The 23,615-nt window shown below is 57.6% G+C and carries 19 protein-coding genes; 15 read left to right on the top strand and 4 right to left on the bottom strand.

Annotated features, from left to right (window positions below):
* Nucleotides 1-6: 6 nt before the first annotated feature.
* The 4 genes from fruA to ACP4QI_RS14925 all read left to right on the top strand — a co-directional run bounded on the left by fruA (nt 7) and on the right by ACP4QI_RS14925 (nt 5,191).
* Nucleotides 7-1,704: a PTS fructose transporter subunit IIBC gene (gene fruA / locus ACP4QI_RS14940; protein WP_426495231.1), complete on the top strand. Its 1,698-nt coding sequence runs from the start codon at nt 7-9 to the stop codon at nt 1,702-1,704.
* Between the two features lie 279 nt (nt 1,705-1,983).
* On the top strand, nt 1,984-2,919 hold the full coding sequence (locus tag ACP4QI_RS14935; RefSeq protein WP_156264251.1) for a pseudouridine kinase: 936 nt from the start codon (nt 1,984-1,986) through the stop codon (nt 2,917-2,919).
* Entirely contained in the window at nt 2,912-3,847 is a 936-nt protein-coding gene (locus tag ACP4QI_RS14930; protein WP_156264250.1) for a pseudouridine-5'-phosphate glycosidase, read from the top strand. Before ACP4QI_RS14935 ends, ACP4QI_RS14930 begins: the two co-directional genes overlap by 8 nt.
* Nucleotides 3,848-3,937: 90 nt before the next feature.
* Nucleotides 3,938-5,191 (top strand): NupC/NupG family nucleoside CNT transporter, encoded by a 1,254-nt coding sequence (locus ACP4QI_RS14925; RefSeq protein WP_426495232.1) that lies wholly within the window; start codon nt 3,938-3,940, stop codon nt 5,189-5,191.
* A 36-nt stretch (nt 5,192-5,227) separates the two neighbouring features.
* Here the strand turns inward: ACP4QI_RS14925 and ACP4QI_RS14920 are convergent, their stop codons facing one another.
* The 3 genes from ACP4QI_RS14920 to ACP4QI_RS14910 form a co-directional block, all read right to left on the bottom strand.
* Entirely contained in the window at nt 5,228-6,304 is a 1,077-nt protein-coding gene (locus ACP4QI_RS14920; RefSeq protein ID WP_426495386.1) for a sugar kinase, read from the bottom strand.
* Between the two features lie 2 nt (nt 6,305-6,306).
* Nucleotides 6,307-7,164 carry a deoxyribonuclease IV gene (gene nfo, locus ACP4QI_RS14915; protein WP_426495233.1) on the bottom strand — a complete coding sequence of 286 codons (858 nt, stop codon included), beginning with the start codon at nt 7,162-7,164 and terminating at the stop codon, nt 6,307-6,309.
* Nucleotides 7,165-7,229: 65 nt separating this feature from the next.
* The gene (locus ACP4QI_RS14910; protein ID WP_426495234.1) at nt 7,230-8,276 is read right to left on the bottom strand and encodes a YeiH family protein; all 1,047 of its coding nucleotides are present in this window, start codon (nt 8,274-8,276) and stop codon (nt 7,230-7,232) included.
* A gap of 122 nt (nt 8,277-8,398) precedes the next feature.
* Between ACP4QI_RS14910 and yieE the strand changes: the two genes are divergently transcribed.
* The 4 genes from yieE to ACP4QI_RS14890 all read left to right on the top strand — a co-directional run bounded on the left by yieE (nt 8,399) and on the right by ACP4QI_RS14890 (nt 14,036).
* On the top strand, nt 8,399-9,268 hold the full coding sequence (gene yieE, locus ACP4QI_RS14905) for a DNA-binding transcriptional regulator YeiE (protein ID WP_142486487.1): 870 nt from the start codon (nt 8,399-8,401) through the stop codon (nt 9,266-9,268).
* A 178-nt stretch (nt 9,269-9,446) separates the two neighbouring features.
* Nucleotides 9,447-10,916 carry an amino acid permease gene (locus ACP4QI_RS14900; protein ID WP_142486486.1) on the top strand — a complete coding sequence of 490 codons (1,470 nt, stop codon included), beginning with the start codon at nt 9,447-9,449 and terminating at the stop codon, nt 10,914-10,916.
* A gap of 295 nt (nt 10,917-11,211) precedes the next feature.
* Nucleotides 11,212-13,182 carry a catecholate siderophore receptor CirA gene (gene cirA / locus ACP4QI_RS14895; RefSeq protein WP_142486485.1) on the top strand — a complete coding sequence of 657 codons (1,971 nt, stop codon included), beginning with the start codon at nt 11,212-11,214 and terminating at the stop codon, nt 13,180-13,182.
* 308 nt (nt 13,183-13,490) lie between these two features.
* Nucleotides 13,491-14,036, top strand: coding sequence for a hypothetical protein (locus tag ACP4QI_RS14890; RefSeq protein WP_445730295.1), 546 nt, complete (start codon nt 13,491-13,493; stop codon nt 14,034-14,036).
* A 39-nt stretch (nt 14,037-14,075) separates the two neighbouring features.
* On the opposite strand, the gene fghA is transcribed toward ACP4QI_RS14890, so the two are convergent.
* Nucleotides 14,076-14,912: an S-formylglutathione hydrolase gene (gene fghA / locus ACP4QI_RS14885; RefSeq protein ID WP_142486484.1), complete on the bottom strand. Its 837-nt coding sequence runs from the start codon at nt 14,910-14,912 to the stop codon at nt 14,076-14,078.
* A gap of 141 nt (nt 14,913-15,053) precedes the next feature.
* On the opposite strand from fghA, the gene ACP4QI_RS14880 reads away from it, so the two are divergent.
* The 7 genes from ACP4QI_RS14880 to mglC all read left to right on the top strand — a co-directional run bounded on the left by ACP4QI_RS14880 (nt 15,054) and on the right by mglC (nt 23,237).
* Entirely contained in the window at nt 15,054-16,187 is a 1,134-nt protein-coding gene (locus tag ACP4QI_RS14880; protein ID WP_426495235.1) for a YbfB/YjiJ family MFS transporter, read from the top strand.
* Between the two features lie 117 nt (nt 16,188-16,304).
* Nucleotides 16,305-16,973, top strand: a complete 669-nt coding sequence (folE, locus tag ACP4QI_RS14875) for a GTP cyclohydrolase I FolE (protein ID WP_032612616.1) — start codon at nt 16,305-16,307, stop codon at nt 16,971-16,973.
* 17 nt (nt 16,974-16,990) lie between these two features.
* Nucleotides 16,991-18,148: a DUF418 domain-containing protein YeiB gene (yeiB, locus tag ACP4QI_RS14870; protein WP_426495236.1), complete on the top strand. Its 1,158-nt coding sequence runs from the start codon at nt 16,991-16,993 to the stop codon at nt 18,146-18,148.
* 155 nt (nt 18,149-18,303) lie between these two features.
* Nucleotides 18,304-19,326, top strand: coding sequence for an HTH-type transcriptional regulator GalS (galS, locus tag ACP4QI_RS14865; RefSeq protein ID WP_142486481.1), 1,023 nt, complete (start codon nt 18,304-18,306; stop codon nt 19,324-19,326).
* 294 nt (nt 19,327-19,620) lie between these two features.
* Entirely contained in the window at nt 19,621-20,619 is a 999-nt protein-coding gene (gene mglB, locus ACP4QI_RS14860) for a galactose/glucose ABC transporter substrate-binding protein MglB (protein WP_142486480.1), read from the top strand.
* A 71-nt stretch (nt 20,620-20,690) separates the two neighbouring features.
* A complete protein-coding gene (gene mglA, locus ACP4QI_RS14855; RefSeq protein ID WP_426495237.1) occupies nt 20,691-22,211 on the top strand; it encodes a galactose/methyl galactoside ABC transporter ATP-binding protein MglA in 1,521 nt (506 codons plus the stop codon).
* Between the two features lie 15 nt (nt 22,212-22,226).
* Complete coding sequence (gene mglC, locus ACP4QI_RS14850) at nt 22,227-23,237, top strand: galactose/methyl galactoside ABC transporter permease MglC (RefSeq protein ID WP_142486478.1); 1,011 nt, start codon at nt 22,227-22,229, stop codon at nt 23,235-23,237.
* Nucleotides 23,238-23,615: the final 378 nt, after the last annotated feature.

Here is a 23,615-nt window from a genome sequence, read left to right as displayed (position 1 = left end):
GGCATAATGAAAACGCTGCTGATTATTGACTCTGCACTCGGACAGGCCCGCGCCTATATGGCGAAAACCTTGCTGGGTTCGGCGGGACATAAAGCACACCTTGATTTCATCGACAACCCGGGCGATGCCGAACTGGTTATCGTCCTGGGCGACAAGATCCCGGCCGACAGCTCGCTGAACGGCAAAAAAGTGTGGCTGGGCGATATCAATCGCGCGGTCGCTCACCCGGAACTGTTCCTGAGCGAAGCGAAAGGCCATGCGGCGCTGTATACCGCCCCTGTTGCGGCAGCTGTGGCACCGGCAGTGACCAGCGGTCCGAAACGCGTGGTGGCGGTGACCGCCTGCCCGACCGGCGTGGCGCACACCTTTATGGCCGCAGAAGCCATTGAAACCGAAGCCAAAAAACGCGGCTGGTGGGTGAAGGTTGAAACCCGCGGCTCGGTGGGCGCAGGCAATGCCATCACCCCGGAAGAGGTGGCGGCAGCGGACCTGGTGATCGTGGCCGCGGATATCGAAGTGGATCTGGCGAAGTTCGCCGGTAAGCCAATGTACCGCACCTCAACCGGTCTGGCGCTGAAGAAAACTGCCCAGGAGCTGGACAAAGCCCAGGCGGAAGCGAAAACCTTCCAGCCGGCGGGCAACACCGCCTCCTCGGCCTCCGAAGGCAAGAAAGAGTCCGCCGGGGCTTACCGTCACCTGCTGACGGGCGTCTCCTATATGCTGCCGATGGTGGTGGCGGGCGGTCTCTGTATCGCGCTCTCCTTCGCCTTTGGTATCGAGGCCTTTAAAGAGCCGGGTACCCTGGCGGCGGCATTGATGCAGATTGGCGGCGGCTCGGCGTTCGCGCTGATGGTGCCAGTGCTGGCAGGTTACATTGCGTTCTCCATCGCTGACCGTCCGGGTCTGACCCCGGGCCTGATCGGCGGTATGCTGGCCGTGAGCACCGGCTCTGGCTTTATCGGCGGGATCATCGCCGGCTTCCTCGCCGGCTACGTGGCGAAGCTGATCAGCTCGAAGCTGAAACTGCCGCAGAGTATGGAAGCGCTGAAACCGATCCTGATCATTCCGCTGTTCTCCAGCCTGGTTGTTGGTCTGGCTATGATCTACCTGATCGGTAAGCCGGTCGCAGGTATCCTCGAAGGCCTGACCCACTGGCTGCAGACCATGGGCACCGCCAATGCGGTCCTGCTGGGTGCGATCCTCGGCGCCATGATGTGTACCGATATGGGTGGTCCGGTGAACAAAGCGGCTTATGCGTTCGGCGTTGGCCTGCTGAGTACCCAGACTTATGCTCCGATGGCGGCGATTATGGCTGCAGGAATGGTGCCACCGCTGGCGCTGGGCCTGGCGACTATCATTGCTCGTCGTAAGTTCGACAAGGCGCAGCAGGAAGGCGGTAAAGCGGCGCTGGTTCTGGGCCTGTGCTTTATCACCGAAGGGGCGATTCCGTTCGCTGCCCGTGACCCGATGCGCGTTCTACCGTGCTGTATCGTCGGCGGTGCGGTGACCGGTGCCATCTCCATGGCAGTTGGCGCAAAACTGATGGCGCCGCATGGCGGTCTGTTTGTTCTGCTGATCCCGGGGGCGATTACGCCGGTGCTGGGTTACCTGTTTGCGATTATCGCCGGTACGCTGGTGGCAGGTCTCTCTTACGCGGTGGTAAAACGCCCGGAAGCTGAAGCGATCGCCGCGAAAGCAGCATAAATATTGTTTATCCGAAAAGGGCAGAGGCGACTCTGCCCTTTTTTATTGCGTTTAAACGTGCAGCGCCTCGCATTCTTTCGTAGAGTTGAAAACTGTCGCTACAAATAAGTGTGAGTTTGTTCATATTCATTAAACGATCCTCTCTTTGCTCGCTTTACTTTCCCCCTTCTGCACATACCATGAGCACGTGTTTATAAATAAACATGTGCTCTAATAAATATCAACGTTACCAGATCGCTTAATTATCATTGCGATGGCCTGTGCGCCAGAGGATGTTCTATGCGTGAAAAGGATTATATTGTTGTTATTGGTTCTGCAAATATGGATGTGGCGGGATATTCACATGCTTCGCTCAATTATGCCGACTCTAATCCAGGGAAAATAAAATTCACACCCGGCGGCGTAGGCCGCAATATTGCGCAAAATCTGGCGCTACTTGGTAAAAATGTCTGGCTTCTTTCCGCGGTAGGCGATGATTTTTACGGTCAGTCGCTGCTGTCTCAAACCCAGGCCGCCGGTGTGCAGGTTGATAAGTGTCAGGTTATTCCCGGAGAGGGAACATCCAGCTATCTATCGTTGCTCGACAATACCGGGGAGATGTTGGTTGCCATCAACGATATGGCGATTTCTGACCACATTAATCCGCACTATCTGGCCCATCACCTGGCTTTTATCCGCGCTGCAAAAGCGGTGGTGGTGGACTGCAACCTCAGCGAATCCGCCCTCGGATGGATCTTTGAAAACGCAGGCCAGACGCCGGTTTTCGTTGACCCGGTTTCGGCCTGGAAATGCAGCAAGATTAGCGACTGGCTGGGCCATATCCACACCCTGAAGCCCAACCGGCTGGAGGCCGAAACCCTGAGCGGTATCCCGCTGACCTGCGCGGCGGATGCGCCGAAAGTGGCGGCCTGGTTTCACCAGCATGGCCTGTTCCGGCTGGTGCTGAGCATGGGCGGCGACGGCGTTTATTACAGCGAAAAGGCGGGCGAAAGCGGCTGGTCAGCGCCCTTTAAAACCCAGGTGGTCAACGTCACCGGCGCGGGGGATGCAATGATGGCGGGGCTCGCTTTCTGCTGGCTGGACGGTGCCGCATTTAAAGATTCCGTGCGTTTTGCCCAGGGCTGTTCTTCGCTGGCGCTGGCTTCCGTATTTACCAATAACCCTGATTTATCGTCTGAAAACGTTAACGCATTAATGGAGAGAGAACATGTCTGAATTAAAATTGTCTGCTGAGTTCCTGCAAATTTCTCCTGAGGTTCAGGACGCTTTAAATAATAACAAACCGATTGTGGCGCTTGAGTCCACTATTATTTCTCACGGCATGCCTTTCCCGCAAAATGCCCAGACGGCGCTGGAAGTTGAAGATGCGATCCGCCAGCAGGGCGTTATTCCGGCCACCATTGCGATTATTCGTGGCGTAATGAAAGTCGGGCTCAGTAAAGAAGAGATTGAATTATTAGGCCGCGAAGGTCATGCGGTGACCAAAGTCAGCCGCCGGGATTTGCCTTTCGTGGTGGCGGCAGGCATCAACGGCGCAACGACGGTTGCCTCAACCATGATCATTGCGGCGATGGCCGGGATTAAGGTCTTTGCTACCGGCGGGATTGGCGGCGTTCACCGTGGCGCAGAGCACACCTTTGATATTTCCGCCGATTTACAGGAGCTGGCAAAAACCAACGTCGCCGTCGTCTGCGCAGGGGCAAAATCGATTCTCGACCTCGGCTTAACCACCGAATATTTAGAAACCAACGGCGTGCCGCTGATTGGCTATCAGACCCAGTCCCTGCCGGCCTTTTTCTGCCGCACCAGCCCGTTTGAGGTCAGCATTCGTCTCGACAGCGCCGAGGCGATTGCCCGGGCCATGGCGGTGAAATGGCAGACCGGCCTTAACGGCGGCCTGGTGGTGGCGAATCCCATCCCGGAACAGTTTGCAATGGCGGAAGAGACCATCAACGCGGCTATCGACCAGGCGGTGAGGGAGGCGGAAGAGCAGGGCGTCACCGGCAAAGCCAGCACCCCGTTCCTGCTGGCCCGCGTGGCGGAATTGACCGGCGGCGACAGCCTGAAATCAAATATCCAGCTGGTCTTTAACAACGCCCGTCTCGCCTGCGATATCGCGAAGGCTTATCAGCGCCTCGCGTAACCCTCTCACAGGCAGTTTGCCGTCGCCTGTCTTCGCAGTGGAATCACGGATACCCGGCCTGTCGCCGGGTTTTCAGGTAAGGAAATCATTATGGACGTAATGAGAAGTCTGCTGGGTATGGTGGTACTGTTGGCGATAGCCTTCCTCCTGTCGGTCAATAAACGCCGTATCAGCCTGCGCACCGTCGGCGCCGCATTCGTATTGCAGGTGGCGATCGGCGGCATCATGCTCTATTTCCCACCCGGCAAATGGCTGGTCGAGCAGGCCGCGATCGGAGTGAGTAAAGTCATGTCCTACAGCGATGCCGGTAGCGCCTTTATCTTTGGTGCGCTGGTCGGGCCGAAGATGGATACCCTGTTTGACGGGGCCGGGTTCGTGTTTGCCTTTCGGGTGCTGCCCGCCATTATCTTTGTCACCGCGCTGATCAGCCTCCTGTACTACATCGGAGTGATGGGGCTGCTGATCCGCGTGCTGGGCGGCATTTTCCAGAAAGCGCTGCGCATCAGCAAAATCGAATCCTTTGTGGCGGTGACCACCATCTTCCTCGGGCAGAACGAGATCCCGGCGATCGTGAAACCCTTTGTCGACAAGCTGAACCGCAACGAGCTGTTTACCGCCATTTGTAGCGGGATGGCGTCGATTGCCGGTTCGATGCTGATTGGCTACGCGGGCATGGGGGTGCCGATTGATTACCTGCTGGCCGCCTCGTTGATGGCGATCCCCGGCGGGATCCTCTTTGCCCGCCTGCTGAGCCCGGCCACCGAGGAGTCACAGGTCACCTTTGAGAATCTTTCTTTCAGCGAGACCCCGCCGAAAAGCATTATCGAAGCCGCGGCGACCGGGGCGATGACCGGGCTGAAAATCGCCGCCGGGGTGGCGACCGTGGTGATGGCCTTTGTGGCGATCATTGCGCTGCTGAACGGCATGCTGGGCGGCATCGGCGGCTGGTTCGGCATTGAAAGCCTGAGCCTGGAGGGGTTGTTTGGCTACGCCCTCGCGCCGCTGGCGTGGATCATGGGCGTCGAATGGCAGGATGCGACGCTTGCAGGCAGCCTGATCGGGCAGAAGCTGGCGATTAATGAATTCGTCGCCTATCTCAACTTCTCGCCGTATCTGCAGACCGCCGGTCAGCTGGACGTGAAAACCATCGCCATTATCTCGTTCGCGTTGTGCGGTTTCGCCAACTTCGGCTCGATTGGCGTGGTGGTCGGGGCGTTTTCGGCGGTCTCGCCCCAGCGTGCCCCGGAGATTGCACAGCTTGGCGTGCGGGCGCTGGTGGCGGCGACGCTCTCTAACCTGATGAGCGCCACCATTGCCGGGTTCTTTATCGGTTTATCGGGATAGAGGGAACAGGCCGGGTAGCAAAACTACCCGGTTTTTCTACTGCGCGGTCTCCAGTAGAGACCAGGCGTTATCCACCGACAGGGTCGGATTGTTAATGCTTTCGCTGGCGCGGGAGAGGGCCGCGCAGGCGAGGGCAAACCGGGCCGCATCAGCAAAATCGCTCCCGTCGAGGAAGCCGTAGACGAGGCCCGCCATAAAGGCATCGTCGGCACCAAAACGGTCAACAACCGGGTGCGCAGGAGGCGTCAGCAGGAACGGCTCCGCGCCCTGTTCACTGCACAAGACCGTATCATCTTCCAGACACACCACAATCCTCTGCACCCCTTTCTCATGCAGGGCGGTCAGCGCCGCCTGACGCTCGTCGCACTCCGCCAGAATCTGCAGCTCTTTGAGCGTCGGCTTGAGGGTATGGATCCGCGACAGCCAGGGCTTAATTCTGTCAGCTTTAAATTCTGAAACCGTGTCGACAAACACCGGTACATCCCCGGCGAGGGTAAAGACCCACTCCAGGGATTCCGCCGTAAGGTTGCAGTCGGCCAGCACCACCCCCGCATGGGCCAGCAGCTCGCGCGACTGGTTCAGCAGCTGCGGCGTCAGCCCCTGCAGGATATGGGTGTCGTTGATGGCCAGCACGGTATCGTCCTGCGGGTTGGCAATCGACAGATAAGTTGCCGTACTTTGCCCGTGCAGGCGGATCGTGCTCTGGACGTTCACGCCCGCCAGCCGGGTTTGCTCCAGCAGGGTCTCGCCATAAAAATCGCTGCCGACGGCGGAGATCAGGTGCACCTCGCGACCCAGCAGCGCCAGGTTATGGGCGATATTTCGCGCTACGCCGCCCGCCGCGCACTGAATTGCTCCCGGGTGGGAGGAGGGTTCAGGGAAGCGAATGTCGGCCACGCCGCGAATATCCATATTGATGGCGCCGAGCGCCACGCAATAATCCTGTTCGGTGAGGATATAGCCCTTGCCCTTGATCGCCCCTTTACGCATTAAATCCATGATGTGCGCGGCCACGCGCGAGCGGCTGATATCGAGGATCTGGGCGATTTCATGCTGCTGAATAAGAGGGTTGCGCCGCAGGATCTTCAGGATCTGCTTTTCCCTTTCGTTCATCATTATGCGGTGGCCTCGGCGTACTGTTGTGCCTTCAGCCAGGCGATCTCTTCCGCCCAGATATCCGGGTTGATGGTTTCCAGCACCATCGGAATGCCGTCGAAACGCGGGTCCTGCATGATAAAGCGGAACGCGTCGTGGCCGATGTTGCCTTCACCCAGGCTGTGGTGACGGTCAACGCGGCTGCCAAAAGCGCTTTTCGCATCGTTGAGGTGCATGCCGCGCAGGTACTTGAAGCCCACAATGCGCTCGAATTCCGCGAAGGTTTTGCCACACTCTTCACTGCTTCGCAGGTCGTAACCCGCCGCAAAGGCATGGCAGGTATCAATGCAGACGCCGACGCGGGTTTTATCTTCCACGCCATCGATAATGGCCGCCAGATGCTCAAAGCGGAAACCGAGGTTGCTGCCCTGTCCGGCGGTATTCTCAATCACCGCTGTTACCCCTTGAGTCTGTTCCAGCACGATATTGATCGACTCGGCGATCCGTGCCAGACAGGCGTCTTCGTCGATCTGCGTCAGATGGCTGCCTGGGTGGAAGTTCAGCAGCGTCAGGCCGAGCTGCTCGCAGCGCTGCATCTCATCCAGGAAGGCCTCGCGGGATTTATCCAGCGCCTCCTGAACCGGGTGACCGAGGTTAATCAGGTAGCTGTCGTGGGGCAGGATCTGGCCGGGAGTGAAATGGTATTTTTCGCAGGCCGCTTTGAACTCATCAATCACCTGAGTCGTTAAGGGTGCGGCGCGCCACTGGCGCTGATTTTTGGTGAACAGGGCGAAGGCGGTCGCCTCAATTTCGGCGGCACGAATGGCGGCATTCGCCAGACCGCCAGCAGCGCTGACGTGCGCTCCAACATATTTCATAAAGGGACTCCTGTTAACCCGCAAACGCTTATGATAGCGGGTTAACAGGAGAAGTTTGAAGTGGTTTATGCCAGCAGGCTATGAACCGCCAGGTTAATGGCACCCCCGCCAACAATCAGCCAGACAAAGAGCAGCAGCGCCATCAGCAGCGGTTTCGCCCCGGCTTTTTTCAGGGCGCTGACGTGGGTGGTTAAGCCCAGCGCCGCCATCGCCATCGCCAGCAGCACCGTATCCAGCGTCACCAGCATATCGACGGCTGCTTTGGGCAGCAGATGGAACGAGTTAAACACCGCCACCACAATAAACAGGATCGCAAACCACGGAATGGTGATTTTGCTCTTCTCGCCGTTGCCCGCCGGGGCGAGCTGTTTCACCCGCGCCGCCAGGATCAGCAGGAAGGGCGCCAGCATCATTACTCGCAGCATTTTGGCGATCACCGCCGCATTCTCCGCGTCCGGGCTGATGGCATGACCGGCTGCTACCACCTGAGCGACCTCATGCATCGTCGAGCCAATATAAATCCCGTAGGTTTCCGGGCTAAACCAGTGCGCCACCAGAGGATACATCGCCGGATAGAGGAAGATCGCCAGGGTACCGAAGATCACCACCGTCGCGACGGCAACCGTCACCTTGCTGGCCTCGGCCTTGACTACCGGCTCGGTCGCCAGTACCGCCGCGGCACCGCAAATGCTGCTGCCCGCGCCAATCAGCCAGCTGGTCTGTTTGTCGAGCCCGAACACCTTCTGGCCGATAAAGCAGGCCAGCAAGAAGGTGCTGGTCAGGGTTAACACGTCGATGGCGATCCCGCTGACCCCAATGTCAGCAATCTGCGCAAAGGTCAGGCGAAAGCCATACAGGATGATCCCGAGGCGCAGCAGGTGCTGCTTAGCGAAGATCACGCCGCTATCGCAGGGCTTGTAGATGTGCGGATAGACCGTATTCCCGACGACCATCCCCAGCAGGATGGCCAGCGTCAGGGCACTGAAGCCCGCCCCGGCTACCGCCGGAATACTGCCGCCCCATAATGCCACGCCGGTGACCAGCGCGCTCAGCGCCAGGCCGGGAATGTAGTGCCACACTGTACGATGATGCTGCAGGGTGAGTGTTGTCATAACCTTCTCCTTTTCTCTGGCTAAAGGTTACGGCGTGCTGGCTTAAAAATAAAATTGATTATATATTTATAATTAATCTTTATAAGTGGTAAGCAGAGTGCTTACCGTACCGGATGGCAACTATGCACATTACGTTACGCCAGCTTGAAGTCTTTGCCGAAGTGCTGAAAAGCGGGTCGACTACCCAGGCTTCCCAAATGCTGGCGCTATCCCAGTCCGCGGTCAGCGCCGCGCTGACCGATCTTGAAGGCCAGCTGGGGGTTCAGCTCTTTGACAGGGTAGGGAAGCGGCTGGTGGTTAACGAGCACGGGCGCTTGCTCTATCCCCGCGCGCTGGCGCTGCTGGAGCAGACCGTCGAGATCGAACAGCTGTTTCGCGAGGATAACGGCGCCATTCGCGTCTATGCCAGCAGCACCATCGGCAACTATATCCTGCCGGAGGTGATTGCCCGCTACCGCCGCGATTTCCCGTCTTTGCCGCTGGAGATGAGCGTCGGCAACAGCCAGGACGTGATCACCGCGGTGATCGACTTTCGGGTGGATATTGGCCTTATCGAAGGGCCGTGCCACAACGCCGACATCATTGCCGAACCCTGGCTGGAGGATGAGCTGGTAGTCTTCGCCTCGCCGGCCTCTTCTTTATTGCAGCAGGAGGTGACGCTGGAGCGGCTGGCGCAGGCACCGTGGATTTTGCGCGAGCAGGGGTCGGGCACGCGGGAGATCGTCGATTATCTGCTGCTTTCGCATCTGCCGCAGTTTCATATGGGCATGGAGCTGGGCAACTCGGAGGCGATCAAACATGCGGTGCGCCACGGTCTTGGCATCAGCTGCCTGTCACGCCGGGTGATTGCTGAACAGCTGGAGAGCGGCACGCTTGTGGAGATCCCCGTTCCGCTGCCGACTAAGCTGGTGCGTACCCTGTGGCGCATCCATCATCGCCAGAAGCACCTCTCCAACTCCCTGCAGCGTTTTCTGCGCTACTGCGAAATGTAAGCCCGCCCGGCGGCGATTTACCCGCCGGGATCTGTTTCGCACACCGGCGTCATTCTCTGCTTTACTTATAATCCCGGCCCGGTCATGAAGCTCTCTTATAACAGGGCATTTGTGCCGGAAGAGCTGGCGATCGTCTGCTACAATCGCGCCTCATTTTTTGAATGGACAGCATTTTCATATGGTTTCCGAAAATAAAACCACAGAAGCGCCCGCGCTACGTCGCGAACTCAAGGCGCGTCACCTGACGATGATTGCCATTGGCGGTTCTATCGGTACAGGTTTGTTTGTCGCCTCTGGAGCGACCATTTCTGCAGCGGGCCCTGGCGGCGCGCTCTTTTCCTATATCCTGATCGGTTTGATGGTCTACTTCCTGATGACCAGCCTGGGCGAATTGGCGGCATATATGCCGGTATCCGGTTCTTTCTCCACCTACGGTCAGAAATACGTGGAAGAAGGCTTCGGCTTCGCGCTGGGCTGGAACTACTGGTACAACTGGGCGGTCACCATCGCCGTGGATCTCGTGGCCTCGCAGCTGGTGATGACCTGGTGGTTCCCGGATACGCCGGGCTGGATCTGGAGCGCCATCTTCCTCGGACTGATCTTCCTGCTGAACTACATCTCCGTGCGCGGTTTTGGCGAAGCGGAATACTGGTTCTCGCTGATCAAAGTCGCCACGGTGATCATCTTTATCGCCGTGGGCGTGGCGATGATCTTCGGCATCTTCAAAGGCACCGAACCGGCGGGCTGGAGCAACTGGGGGATTGGCGATGCGCCCTTTGCCGGGGGCTTCTCGGCGATGATTGGCGTGGCGATGATCGTCGGTTTCTCCTTCCAGGGAACGGAGCTTATTGGTATTGCCGCCGGTGAATCCGAAAACCCGGAGAAGAACATTCCGCGGGCGGTGCGGCAGGTCTTCTGGCGTATCCTGCTGTTCTATGTGTTTGCCATCCTGATTATCAGCCTGATCATTCCGTATACCGATCCGAGCCTGCTGCGTAACGATGTGAAAGACATCAGCGTCAGCCCGTTCACCCTGGTATTCCAGCATGCCGGTCTGCTCTCTGCGGCGGCGGTGATGAATGCGGTGATCCTGACGGCGGTACTGTCGGCGGGTAACTCCGGGATGTACGCCTCTACCCGTATGCTCTACTCCCTGGCCTGCGACGGCAAAGCGCCGCGTATTTTCGCGAAGCTGTCCCGGGGCGGCGTGCCGCGTAACGCGCTGTATGCCACCACCGTGATTGCCTGCCTGTGCTTCCTGACCTCAATGTTTGGCAACCAGACGGTCTACCTGTGGCTGCTGAACACCTCCGGGATGACGGGCTTTATCGCCTGGCTCGGTATCGCCATCAGCCACTACCGTTTCCGTCGCGGCTACGTGAAGCAGGGCTATGACATTAGCAACCTGCCGTACCGCTCCGGGTTCTTCCCGCTGGGGCCGATCTTCGCCTTTGTGCTGTGTCTGATCATCACTCTGGGTCAGAACTACGAAGCCTTCCTCGCCGACACCATTGACTGGGGCGGCGTGGCAGCGACCTATATCGGTATTCCGCTGTTCCTGATCATCTGGTTTGGCTACAAGCTGGCGAAGGGAACGAAGTTTGTCAGCTATAGCGAAATGGAATTCCCGAATAGCTTTAAAAAATAACCGCAACGCCTCTCTTTAACCCGCTCACCCGAGCGGGTTTTTTTATTTCTCCACACTATGCACTCTTGACATAACTTTTAACAATTGAATTGATAATAGTTATCGTTTGCTTTATCATTAGCAAAGTAATCAAAGGGATGAAGGAGTCAGCATCGTCGCCCTGGTCAGGGGAGGATGTTGTGCCCACACCTGCAAAGAATTACCCGGCCGACCTGCCAGAGAAGCGGGCGGCATGCAATGCAATTGTGAGCAGTACATATTTGATTTTGCTGTGTTTACCTCATGGAGATAGGAAATGTTTAGGTTGAATCCCTTCGTTCGGGGAGGGCTGTGCGCGTCTGCTCTGTCCCTGGCCCTGCCAGTAGTTGCGGCGGAATCTGGCGACACCATGGTGGTGACCGCCTCGGCCAACGAGCAAAACCTGAAAGATGCCCCGGCCAGTATCAGCGTCATCACTCAGCAGGATCTGCAGCGCAAGCCGGTGCAGAACCTGAAAGATGTATTAAAGGATGTGCCGGGCGTGCAGTTAACTGACGAAGGGGACAACCGTAAGGGCGTCAGTATTCGCGGTCTGGACAGCAGCTACACGCTGATCCTGGTTGACGGTAAACGCGTCAACTCGCGCAATGCCGTTTTCCGCCATAACGACTTCGATCTCAACTGGGTTCCGGTTGACGCCATCGAACGCATCGAAGTGGTGCGCGGTCCGATGTCCTCCCTCTACGGCTCCGATGCCCTGGGCGGCGTGGTCAACATCATCACCAAAAAGATCGGCCAGAAATGGACCGGCACCCTCACCGCCGACACCACGATTCAGGAACACCGCGATCGTGGCGATACCTATGGCGGCCAGTTCTATACCAGCGGCCCGCTGGTGGATGGCGTCCTCGGCCTGAAGGCCTTCGGCAGCCTGTCTAAACGCGACAAAGACGATCCGCAGGATTCAACCACCAGCGCTACCGGAGAAACCCCGCGCATTGAAGGCTTTACCAGCCGCGATGCCAACGTGGAATTTGCCTGGACCCCGAACGAGAACCACGATTTCACCGCGGGCTACGGTTTTGACCGTCAGGATCGTGACTCCGACTCGCTGGATCAGAACCGCCTTGAGCGCCAGAACTACTCCCTGAGCCACAACGGCCGCTGGGGCGTGGGCAACAGCGAGCTGAAATTCTACGGCGAGAAGGTTGATAACAAAAACCCGGGCAACAGCAACCCAATTACCTCCGAAAGCAACTCCATTGACGGCAAATACGTCCTGCCGCTGGGGGAGATTAACCAGCTCCTGACCTTTGGCGGGGAATGGCGTCACGACAAGCTGAAAGATCCGGTTAACATCACCGGCGGCAGCAGCAGTAATACCTCGGCCAGCCAGTATGCGCTGTTCCTGGAAGACGAATGGCGGATCTTCGAGCCGCTGGCGCTGACCACCGGCGTGCGTATGGATGACCACGAAACCTACGGCGACCACTGGAGCCCGCGTGCTTATCTGGTCTATAACGCCACCGATACCCTGACGGTAAAAGGCGGCTGGGCGACGGCATTTAAAGCGCCATCCCTGCTGCAACTGAGCCCGGACTGGACCACCGGCTCCTGCCGTGGTGCCTGTGAAATTGTCGGTAGCCCGGATCTGAAGCCGGAAACCAGCGAAAGCATCGAGCTGGGTCTCTACTACAACGGGGAAGAGGGCTGGTTAGAGGGCGTGCAGGGCAGCATTACCGCCTTCCAGAACGACGTTGATGACCGCATCAGCATTCTGCGTACCGCGAACGTCAATCAGGCGCAGGGCTACCCGAACTACGTCGGGCTGAATGCCGATGGCGAACCGGTGTTCCGTTACTACAACGTCAATAAGGCGCGTATCCGCGGTCTGGAGACGGAAGTTAAGTTCCCGATTGCCGAAGACTGGCGCATGACGTTGAATTACACCTATAACGACGGGCGTGATATCAGCAACGGCGAGAACAAGCCGCTCTCTGAGCTGCCGTTCCATACCGCGAACGGCACGCTGGACTGGCAGGCAACCCAGGCGTGGTCCTTCTACGTGCAGGGTAACTATACGGGTGAGAAACGCACCGTTACCGATGGCGCCGCAACGCCGGGCGGTTACGTGGTGTGGAACACCGGTGGTGCATGGCAGGCAACCAAAAACGTCAAGCTGCGTGCGGGGGTCATGAACCTGCTGGATAAAGATCTCAGCCGCGACGACTACAGCTATACCGAAGAAGGTCGCCGTTACTTTATGGCGGTAGATTACCAGTTCTGATCGAGGGATCGCCGGAGCGGTGCGGTCTGTTTGCCGGGCGGCGCTGCGCTTGCCCGGCCTACGGGCTGGTGCGGTCTGTTTGCCGGGGGCGCTGCGCTTGCCCGGCCTACGGGCTGGTGCGGTCTATTTGCCGGGCGGCGCTGCGCTTGCCCGGCCTACGGGCTGGTGCGGTCTGTTTGCCGGGGGCGCTGCGCTTGCCCGGCCTACGGGCTGGTGCGGTCTGTTTGCCGGGGGCGCTGCGCTTGCCCGGCCTACGGGCTGGTGCGGTCTGTTTGCGGGGGCGCTGCGCTTGCCCGGCCTACGGGCTGGTGCGGTCTGTTTGCCGGGCGGCGCTGCGCTTGCCCGGCCTACGGGCTGGTGCGGTCTGTTTGCCGGGGGCGCTGCGCTTGCCCGGCCTACGGGCTGGTGCGGTCTGTTTGCCGGGCGGCGCTGCGCTTGCCCGGCCTACGGGCTGGTGCGGTCTGTTTGCCGGGGGCGCTGCGCTTGCCCGGCCTACGGGCTGGTGCGGTCTGTTTGCCGGGGGCGCTGCGCTTGCCCGGCCTACGGGCTGGTGCGGTCTGTTTGCGGGGGCGCTGCGCTTGCCCGGCCTACGGGCTGGTGCGGTCTGTTTGCCGGGCGGCGCTGCGCTTGCCCGGCCTACGGGCTGGTGCGGTCTGTTTGCCGGGGGCGCTGCGCTTGCCCGGCCTACGGGCTGGTGCGGTCTGTTTGCCGGGGGCGCTGCGCTTGCCCGGCCTACGGGCTGGTGCGGTCTGTTTGCCGGGGGCGCTGCGCTTGCCCGGCCTACGGGCTGGTGCGGTCTGTTTGCCGGGCGGCGCTGCGCTTGCCTGGCCCACGGGCTGGTGTGGGTTTTGTAGGCCCGGTAAGCGAAGCGCCACCGGGCATGAGGGCTGCACTTACTTCAACAACTGCTGCGCATGGAAGCGCAGATGATCTTCAATAAAGGACGCAATAAAGAAATAGCTGTGATCGTAGCCCGGCTGGATACGCAACGTCAGCGGCCAGGCCTTCTGGCGCGCGGCTTCCGCCAGCACCGCCGGCTGTAACTGGCTCGCCAGGAACTGATCGGCATCCCCCTGATCGATAAGCGTCGGGATCGCCTGTTCCGGCTGGCTGGCCAGCATCAGCGCACAGCTGTCCCATGCCTGCCAGGCCTCTGCATCCTCACCCAGGTAATGGGTGAACGCTTTTTGCCCCCACGGCACCTGGGACGGGTTCACGATCGGCGAAAATGCCGATACGCTGACGTATTTACCCGGATTTTTCAGCGCCATCACCAGTGCACCGTGACCGCCCATCGAATGGCCGCTGATTGCACAGCGATCGGATACCGCAAATTCCGCCTGGATCAGCGCCGGCAGTTCATCGCGCAGGTAATCATACATCCGGTAATGACGCGCCCAGGGTTCCTGGGTGGCATTCAGGTAGAATCCGGCGCCTTTGCCCAGGTCGTAACCGGCATCGTCCGCCACCTCGTCACCGCGCGGGCTGGTATCAGGCATCACCAGGGCGATCCCCAGCTCCGCCGCCACCCGCTGGGCGCCCGCTTTGGTCGTGAAGTTCTCATCGTTGCAGGTCAGGCCGGAGAGCCAGTACAGCACCGGCGGTTTTGCTGCGCCGTTAGACGGGGGCAGAAAGATGCTGAACGTCATCGCACAGTTCAGCACCGCGGAGTCATGACGCCAGCGCTGCTGTCGACCTTCAAAACAGTGGTGCTCTTCGAGCAGTTCCATGCAGGGCTCCTTCAGGAAGGTTGTATAGAGAGATGAAGGTCATAATACAGATAATTCAATAACGAGTGAGTAACTTTCACTTCCGCATTAACGACATATCCTGCATCATGAATTTACGAAACTTTAACAACTGGAGTGGTCATGGCGCTGCGTATCGCGCTCAGCGGATTTGTGGTTCTGGTGGTGGCGATGGGAATAGGGCGCTTTGCCTTTACACCACAGGTACCGCTGATGATTGCGGGAGGGCAACTCACCCTGACCAGCGCCGGGCTGGTGGCGGCCATGAACTACCTCGGCTATCTGGTGGGGGCGTGGGATGCCATGCGCGCGCACCGGTTTGTCGAAGGTCGGCTGTGGCTGGGGATTATTGGCGCGGTGGCGCTGACCCTACTTTCGGCGGTCGCAGATAACGCCCTGGTCCACGGGCTGCTGCGCTTTGTGATTGGCTGCATGAGCGGCTGGTCAATGGTGCTGGTGGCCGCCTGGACCAACGAGCGGCTGGCCCATTTCGGTAAACCTGGCCTGAGTGCTGCGGTCTTCGCCGGGCCCGGAGCGGGTATTACCATCAGCGGTCTGCTGGCGGTGTGGATCCAGGCGCACGGGTTATCAGCCGGCGCCGCGTGGCAAATCTACGGCGTGCTGGCGCTGGTGCTGATCGCGCTGGTGGCCCGCTACCTGCCGCGGGCCGGGCAGCTGCATCGTCCGGGCACCACGCCGGAGCCGCTGACGCTGACCCGCGATCTGCGTCGTCTGGTCTGGAGCTACAGCCTCGCCGGGTTTGGCTACATCCTCCCGGCGACCTTTTTATCGCAGATGGCGGCGCTGCGCTTTCCCGGCAGCGCGTTTGCCCAGTTTGTCTGGCCGGTGTTCGGCGTCGCCTCGGTGCTGGGCATTGCGCTAAGTATCGCCCTGCGTCATGTCTCTACCACCCATCGCAGGCTGGCGCTGGTGCTCTGGCTGCAGGCGGTGGGGGTGATTGCCGCCTGGCTGATGCCGGGGATGGCCGGTCTGGTGACCGGTGCGCTGCTGGTCGGCGGAGGATTTTTATGTGCGGTCCAGCTCTCGTTGCTCTACGGGCGTGAACTGGCACCGAATCACACGCGTTATATGGCCGGGTTACTGACAACCGGCTATGCGGTCGGGCAGCTGATTGGCCCGATGACCTCGGCGCTGTCGAGCTGGCTTACCCATCAGCTGGAGCCCGCCCTGGGCCTTGCTGGTATCGCCCTTTTCGTGGCGGGTGGGCTGGTCTGGCAGCGTCAGGTTGAAAGGTAACGGCAATTGGAATAATTATCGCGGTGAATACTGGATTATGCTCGCCGCCTCGCGCACAATGAGTGCACATTTTGCCCCACGGAGGGCAGAAGAGCACCGCACCTGCAGGAGAAAAGAATGTCATCAATGAGTAAAGAAGCAGCTCTCGTCCACGAAGCGCTGGTCGCACACGGTCTTGAAACCCCGTTGCGTCCGCCGGTTCAGGATCTGGACAACGAAACGCGTAAACGTCTTATTTCCGGGCATATGACCGAAATCATGCAGCTGCTGAATCTCGATTTGAGCGATGACAGTCTGATGGAGACCCCACGTCGCATCGCCAAAATGTATGTCGATGAGATTTTCTCCGGGCTTGATTACGCTAATTTCCCGAAAATCACCGTCATCGAAAACAAAATGAAGGTAGATGAGATGGTGACGGTGCGTGATATCACCCTGACCAGCACCTGTGAACACCACTTTGTGACCATCGACGGCAAAGCGACCGTGGCCTATATTCCGAAAGACTCGGTGATTGGCCTGTCGAAGATTAACCGTATCGTGCAGTTCTTTGCCCAGCGTCCGCAGGTGCAGGAGCGTTTAACCCAGCAGATCCTCATCGCGCTGCAAACGCTGCTTGGCACCAACAACGTGGCGGTTTCCATTGACGCGGTGCATTACTGCGTGAAAGCGCGCGGCATTCGTGATGCCACCAGCGCCACCACGACCACCTCGTTAGGCGGCCTGTTTAAATCAAGCCAGAACACCCGTCAGGAGTTCCTGCGCGCCGTACGTCACCACAACTGATCATCAGGGCAGGGTACATGGAAAGAAATGTCACGCTGGATTTCGTTCGTGGCGTCGCTATTCTGGGTATTCTGCTGCTCAATATCAGCGGCTTCGGTCTGCCGAAAGCCGCTTACCTCAATCCCGCCTGGTATGGCGATATTACCCTCAGTGACGCCTGGACGTGGGCGGTGCTGGACCTCTTCGCCCAGGTCAAATTCCTCACCCTGTTTGCCCTGCTGTTCGGTGCCGGACTTCAGCTACTGTTGAAGCGCGGAAAGCGCTGGATCCAGGCCCGCCTCTCGCTGCTGGTGCTGCTCGGGTTTATTCACGGGCTGCTGTTCTGGGACGGTGACATTCTGCTGGCCTACGGGCTGGTGGGGCTGATCTGCTGGCGCATCATCCGCGATGCCCGCGATGTCAAAAACCTCTTTAATACCGGGGTGGTGCTTTTTCTCATCGGCGTTGCCATCCTGCTGCTACTGGGGGTTATCTCGGGCGGCTCTACCAATCGTTCCTGGGTGCCGGATGCGGCCAGTCTCCAGTATGAGCAGTACTGGAAACTGGGCGGCGGAATGGAGGCCATCAGCAACCGGGCCGATATGATTGGCAACAGCCTGCTGGCGCTTGGAGCGCAGTACGGCTGGCAGCTGGCGGGAATGATGCTGATCGGCGCCGCGCTGATGCGTACCGGCTGGCTGAAAGGCGAGTTTAGCCTGCGTCACTATCGGCGTACCGGGCTGTGGTTGGTGCTGGCCGGTTTGGCGATTAATCTCCCGGCGGTGATCGCCCAGTGGTATCTGAACTGGGATTACCGCTGGTGTGCGTTTCTGTTACAGGCACCGCGCGAACTTAGCGCGCCGCTGCAGACGATAGGCTATGCCGCGCTGATGTATGGCTTCTGGCCGCAGCTCTGTCGTTTCCGGCTGGTGATGGCGGTGGCCTGCGTGGGGCGGATGGCGCTTAGCAACTATCTTCTCCAGACCCTTATCTGCACGACCCTGTTCTATCAGTTAGGCCTGTTTATGCATTTTGATCGCCTGCAGCTGCTGGGTTTTGTCCTGCCAGTCTGGCTGGTGAACATCCTGTTCTCGGTTTTCTGGCTGCGCCATTTCCGCCAGGGTCCGCTGGAATGGCTGTGGCGGCAATTGACCGCACGTGCTGCAGGGGTTTCATTAAGTAATACATCCGGATAACGATCTGGATCACAATCATTAACAAAACGGATGTAACCGTTTTCATCCTTGTGAGCTTCTTCACGTAGTCCTCCCTTTCTCGCTGCCAGAATAGTCACCTTGCTAAACACAGGGGGTGTCTGTGAGTTGCTGCAATCTAAATAAGGATGGTGAATATGATCACCATTCGTGACGTCGCGCGTCAGGCGGGCGTTTCTGTCGCCACCGTTTCCCGGGTTCTCAATAACAGCGCGCTGGTCAGTCCGGAGACCCGCGAGTGCGTGATGAAAGCCGTCACGGCGCTCGGCTACCGGCCGAACGCCAACGCCCAGGCGCTGGCGACCCAGGTCAGCGACACCATCGGCGTGGTGGTGATGGACGTGTCGGATGCCTTCTTTGGCGCACTGGTGAAAGCCGTGGACATGGTTGCCCAGGAACACCAGAAAAATGTGCTGATCGGCAACAGCTATCACGAGGCGGAAAAAGAGCGTAATGCCATTGAGGTGTTGATCCGTCAGCGCTGTAACGCCCTGATTGTCCACTCAAAAGCCTTAAGCGATGAGGAGCTGTCTTCTCTGATGGAGCAGATCCCCGGCATGGTGCTGATCAACCGCATCGTGCCTGGCTATGCCCACCGCTGCGTCTGCCTTGATAACGTCAGCGGAGCGATGATGGCGACGCGGATGCTGGTGAACAACGGACATCAGCGCATCGGCTATCTTGCGTCAAGCCACCGCATTGAGGATGACGAAATGCGTCGTGAAGGCTGGCAGAAAGCGTTGCTGGAGCAGGGCATTACCGCATCGGACAGCTGGATTGGTACAGGTGCGCCGGACATGCAGGGCGGAGAGGCGGCCATGGTGGAGCTACTCGGGCGCAACCTGCAGCTGACCGCGGTCTTTGCCTACAACGATAGCATGGCCGCAGGCGCGCTAACGGCGCTGAAGGACAACGGCATTGCGGTGCCACAGCATCTGTCATTGATTGGTTTCGATGATATTCCGATTGCCCGTTACACGGACCCTCAGCTGACCACGGTGCGCTACCCTATTGCCTCTATGGCACGGCTGGCCACGGAGCTGGCGTTGCAGGGGGCCGCAGGGAAACTGGATATCACCGCAACACACTGTTTTATGCCGACTTTAGTGCGTCGTCACTCGGTAGCCCTGCGGCAAATTGTGGCACCGATCACTAACTAATAATTCGCCGTGATGTAACCGTTTTCAATTTGTGAGTAAATTCACAGTAAGTTAACAATGCGCTGTCTATGATGTCAGCGTTTTAGTGACTGAAACGCTATGTAACGGTGAATAATCACTTTCACTATAGCCAGGGCACGTTAAACATCCAAAAAAACGCATTCTGGAGCGTTACCGACCAAGGAAGATAGAAATTTTATAAGTGGACTTCGGCCGGCATTAACGTTTCATTAACATTTGCCCGCCGATCGTTATTCACACGAACTACCCTGCATAAAAAAAACCGGAGATATCATGAATAAGAAGGTGTTGACTCTGTCTGCTGTTATGGCAAGCATGCTTTTTGGTGCAACCGCGCACGCTGCAGATAGCCGTATTGGTGTGACTATCTATAAATACGACGACAACTTTATGTCTGTTGTGCGTAAAGCCATCGAGAAAGAGGGTAAATCAGCTCCAGAAGTGCAGCTGCTGATGAATGACTCCCAGAATGACCAGTCAAAACAGAACGACCAGATCGACGTACTGCTGGCAAAAGGCGTGAAAGCACTGGCAATCAACCTTGTTGACCCGGCGGCTGCAGGCACCGTTATTGAGAAAGCGCGTGGCCAGAATGTGCCAGTGGTGTTCTTCAACAAAGAACCTTCCCGTAAAGCGCTGGATAGCTACGACAAAGCCTTCTACGTGGGCACCGACTCCAAAGAATCCGGCATCATTCAGGGCGACCTGATTGCTAAACACTGGGCTGCTAACCCGAACTGGGATCTGAACAAAGACGGTCAGGTTCAGTTTGTGCTGCTGAAAGGCGAGCCAGGCCACCCGGATGCTGAAGCACGTACCACTTACGTGATCAAAGAGCTGAACGACAAGGGCCTGAAAACTCAGCAGCTGGCATTAGATACCGCCATGTGGGACACCGCACAGGCGAAAGACAAGATGGACGCATGGCTGTCTGGCCCGAACGCTAACAAAATCGAAGTGGTTATCGCCAACAACGATGCGATGGCAATGGGTGCTGTAGAAGCCCTGAAAGCACACAACAAATCCTCTATCCCGGTATTTGGCGTGGATGCTCTGCCAGAAGCGCTGGCACTGGTTAAATCTGGCGCAATGGCCGGTACCGTGCTGAACGATGCCAACAACCAGGCGAAAGCCACCTTCGATCTGGCGAAAAACCTGGCAGAAGGCAAAGGCGCAGCTGACGGCACCAACTGGAAAATCGACAACAAAGTTGTTCGCGTACCGTACGTTGGCGTAGATCAGGAAAACCTGGCGCAGTTCACCGGTAAATAAGTTAAAGCATTCCACTGGGCGCAGTTTCTGCGCCCTTTTATCACGCGACGCGAGGCCGAGAAGGTATAATTATGGTCAGCACAACGACTCAGTCGTCCGGTGAATACTTGTTGGAAATGAGCGGTATCAACAAGTCGTTTCCCGGGGTTAAAGCACTGGATAATGTTAATTTAAAAGTACGGCCTCACTCCATTCACGCCTTAATGGGTGAAAACGGTGCGGGTAAATCAACATTATTGAAATGCTTATTTGGGATCTATCAAAAAGATTCTGGCAGCATTCTTTTTCAGGGGAAAGAGATCGATTTCCATTCCGCCAAAGAGGCACTGGAAAACGGTATTTCGATGGTTCACCAGGAACTTAACCTGGTACTTCAGCGTTCTGTTATGGACAATATGTGGTTGGGTCGTTATCCGACCAAAGGCGTATTTGTCGATCAGGACAAAATGTATCGCGACACCAAAGCAATTTTTGATGAACTGGATATTGATATCGATCCGCGTGCGCGCGTCGGTACATTATCGGTTTCACAGATGCAGATGATCGAAATCGCCAAGGCCTTCTCCTATAACGCGAAAATCGTAATTATGGATGAGCCGACCTCTTCGTTAACGGAAAAAGAGGTGAACCATCTGTTCACCATCATCCGTAAGCTGAAGGATCGCGGCTGCGGCATCGTTTATATCTCGCACAAAATGGAAGAGATCTTCCAGCTGTGTGATGAGATTACGGTACTGCGCGACGGCCAGTGGATCGCCACCCAGCCGCTGGAAGGGCTGGACATGGACAAGATCATTGCCATGATGGTGGGCCGCTCCCTGAACCAGCGTTTCCCGAACAAAGAGAACAAGCCCGGAGAAGTGATTCTGGAGGTGCGCAACCTGACTTCACTGCGTCAGCCCTCCATTCGCGACATCTCCTTCGACCTGCATAAAGGGGAGATCCTCGGGATTGCCGGTCTGGTGGGGGCCAAGCGTACCGATATCGTGGAGACCCTGTTCGGTATTCGCGAGAAATCCGGCGGGACCATCACCCTGCACGGGAAAAAGATCAATAACCATAACGCCAACGAAGCCATTAACCACGGCTTTGCGCTGGTGACGGAAGAGCGTCGCTCGACCGGTATTTACGCTTATCTGGATATTAACTTTAACTCCTTAATTTCTAATATTCATAATTACAAAAACAAAATCGGCCTGTTGGATAATACCCGCATGAAGAGCGATACCCAGTGGGTAATTGACTCGATGCGCGTAAAAACCCCAGGACATCGCACGCAAATTGGTTCGCTCTCCGGTGGTAACCAGCAAAAGGTAATTATTGGACGCTGGTTATTAACCCAGCCTGAAATTCTGATGCTGGATGAACCAACCCGTGGTATCGACGTTGGTGCAAAATTTGAAATTTATCAGCTGATTGCTGAATTAGCCAAGAAAGATAAAGGGATTATTATTATTTCGTCCGAAATGCCGGAATTGTTAGGGATCACAGATCGTATTCTGGTTATGAGCAATGGTCTCGTTGCCGGAATTGTTGAAACCAAAACGACAACGCAAAACGAAATTTTGCGTCTTGCGTCTTTGCACCTTTAAGATTAGGGGCTCCTCATGAGTGCGTTAAATAAGAAAAGTTTTCTTACTTATCTGAAAGAAGGCGGTATTTACGTTGTTCTTTTAGTCTTGCTGGCCATTATTATTTTCCAGGATCCGACATTCTTAAGTCTGCTGAACTTAAGTAACATTCTGACGCAGTCTTCTGTACGTATTATTATCGCCCTGGGCGTGGCGGGCCTGATCGTTACCCAGGGTACCGACCTGTCAGCCGGTCGTCAGGTCGGCCTGGCGGCGGTTGTCGCGGCAACGCTTCTGCAATCGATGGAAAACGCCAACAAGGTGTTCCCGGAAATGGCGACCATGCCTATTATCCTGGTGGTCCTGATTGTCTGCGCTATCGGTGCGATTATTGGTCTGATTAACGGCATCATCATCGCTTACCTGAACGTAACGCCGTTCATCACCACCCTGGGTACGATGATCATCGTTTACGGTATCAACTCCCTGTACTACGACTTCGTGGGTGCATCGCCGATTTCCGGTTTCGACAGCGGCTTCTCCACCTTTGCGCAGGGCTTTATCGCGCTGGGTAGCTTCCGCCTCTCTTACATCACCTTCTATGCCCTGATTGCGGTGGCCTTTGTCTGGGTGCTGTGGAACAAAACCCGCTTCGGTAAGAACATCTTCGCTATCGGCGGTAACCCGGAAGCGGCGAAAGTCTCCGGTGTTAACGTGGCGCTGAACCTGCTGGTGATCTATGCCCTGTCCGGCGTGTTCTACGCGTTCGGTGGTCTGCTGGAAGCGGGCCGTATCGGCTCTGCCACCAACAACCTCGGCTTTATGTATGAGCTGGATGCGATTGCCGCGTGCGTCGTCGGTGGCGTGTCGTTCAGCGGTGGTGTGGGTACCGTACTGGGCGTGGTAACCGGTGTTATCATCTTCACCGTTATTAACTACGGTCTGACCTATATCGGCGTGAACCCGTACTGGCAGTACATCATCAAGGGCGCGATCATTATCTTCGCCGTTGCGCTGGACTCCCTGAAGTACGCGCGTAAGAAATAAGATTGCTGATAACGAAAAAACCCGCGTAATGCGGGTTTTTTTATGCCCGGCGGCGCTGCGCTTGCACGGGCCTACGGTATTGCGGGGTTTTGTAGGCCGGGTAAGGCGAAGCCGCCACCCGGCGATGTGGCAGAGGTGCGGCTGATGCCCGGCGGCGCTGCGCTTGCACAGGCCTACGGTATTGCGGGGTTTTGTAGGCCGGGTAAGGCGAAGCCGCCACCCGGCGATGTGGCAGCGGTGCGGCTGATGCCCGGCGGCGCTGCGCTTGCACGGGCCTACGGTATTGCGGGGTTTTGTAGGCCGGGTAAGGCGAAGCCGCCACCCGGCGATGTGGCAGAGGTGCGGCTGATGCCCGGCGGCGCTGCGCTTGCACAGGCC

It is taken from the genome of Leclercia sp. TB492, assembly GCF_049974505.2.
Lineage (GTDB): Bacteria > Pseudomonadota > Gammaproteobacteria > Enterobacterales > Enterobacteriaceae > Enterobacter > Enterobacter adecarboxylatus_C.
Note: the sequence above shows the minus strand (reverse complement) of the source record. Positions and strands in the feature narration are given on the sequence as shown.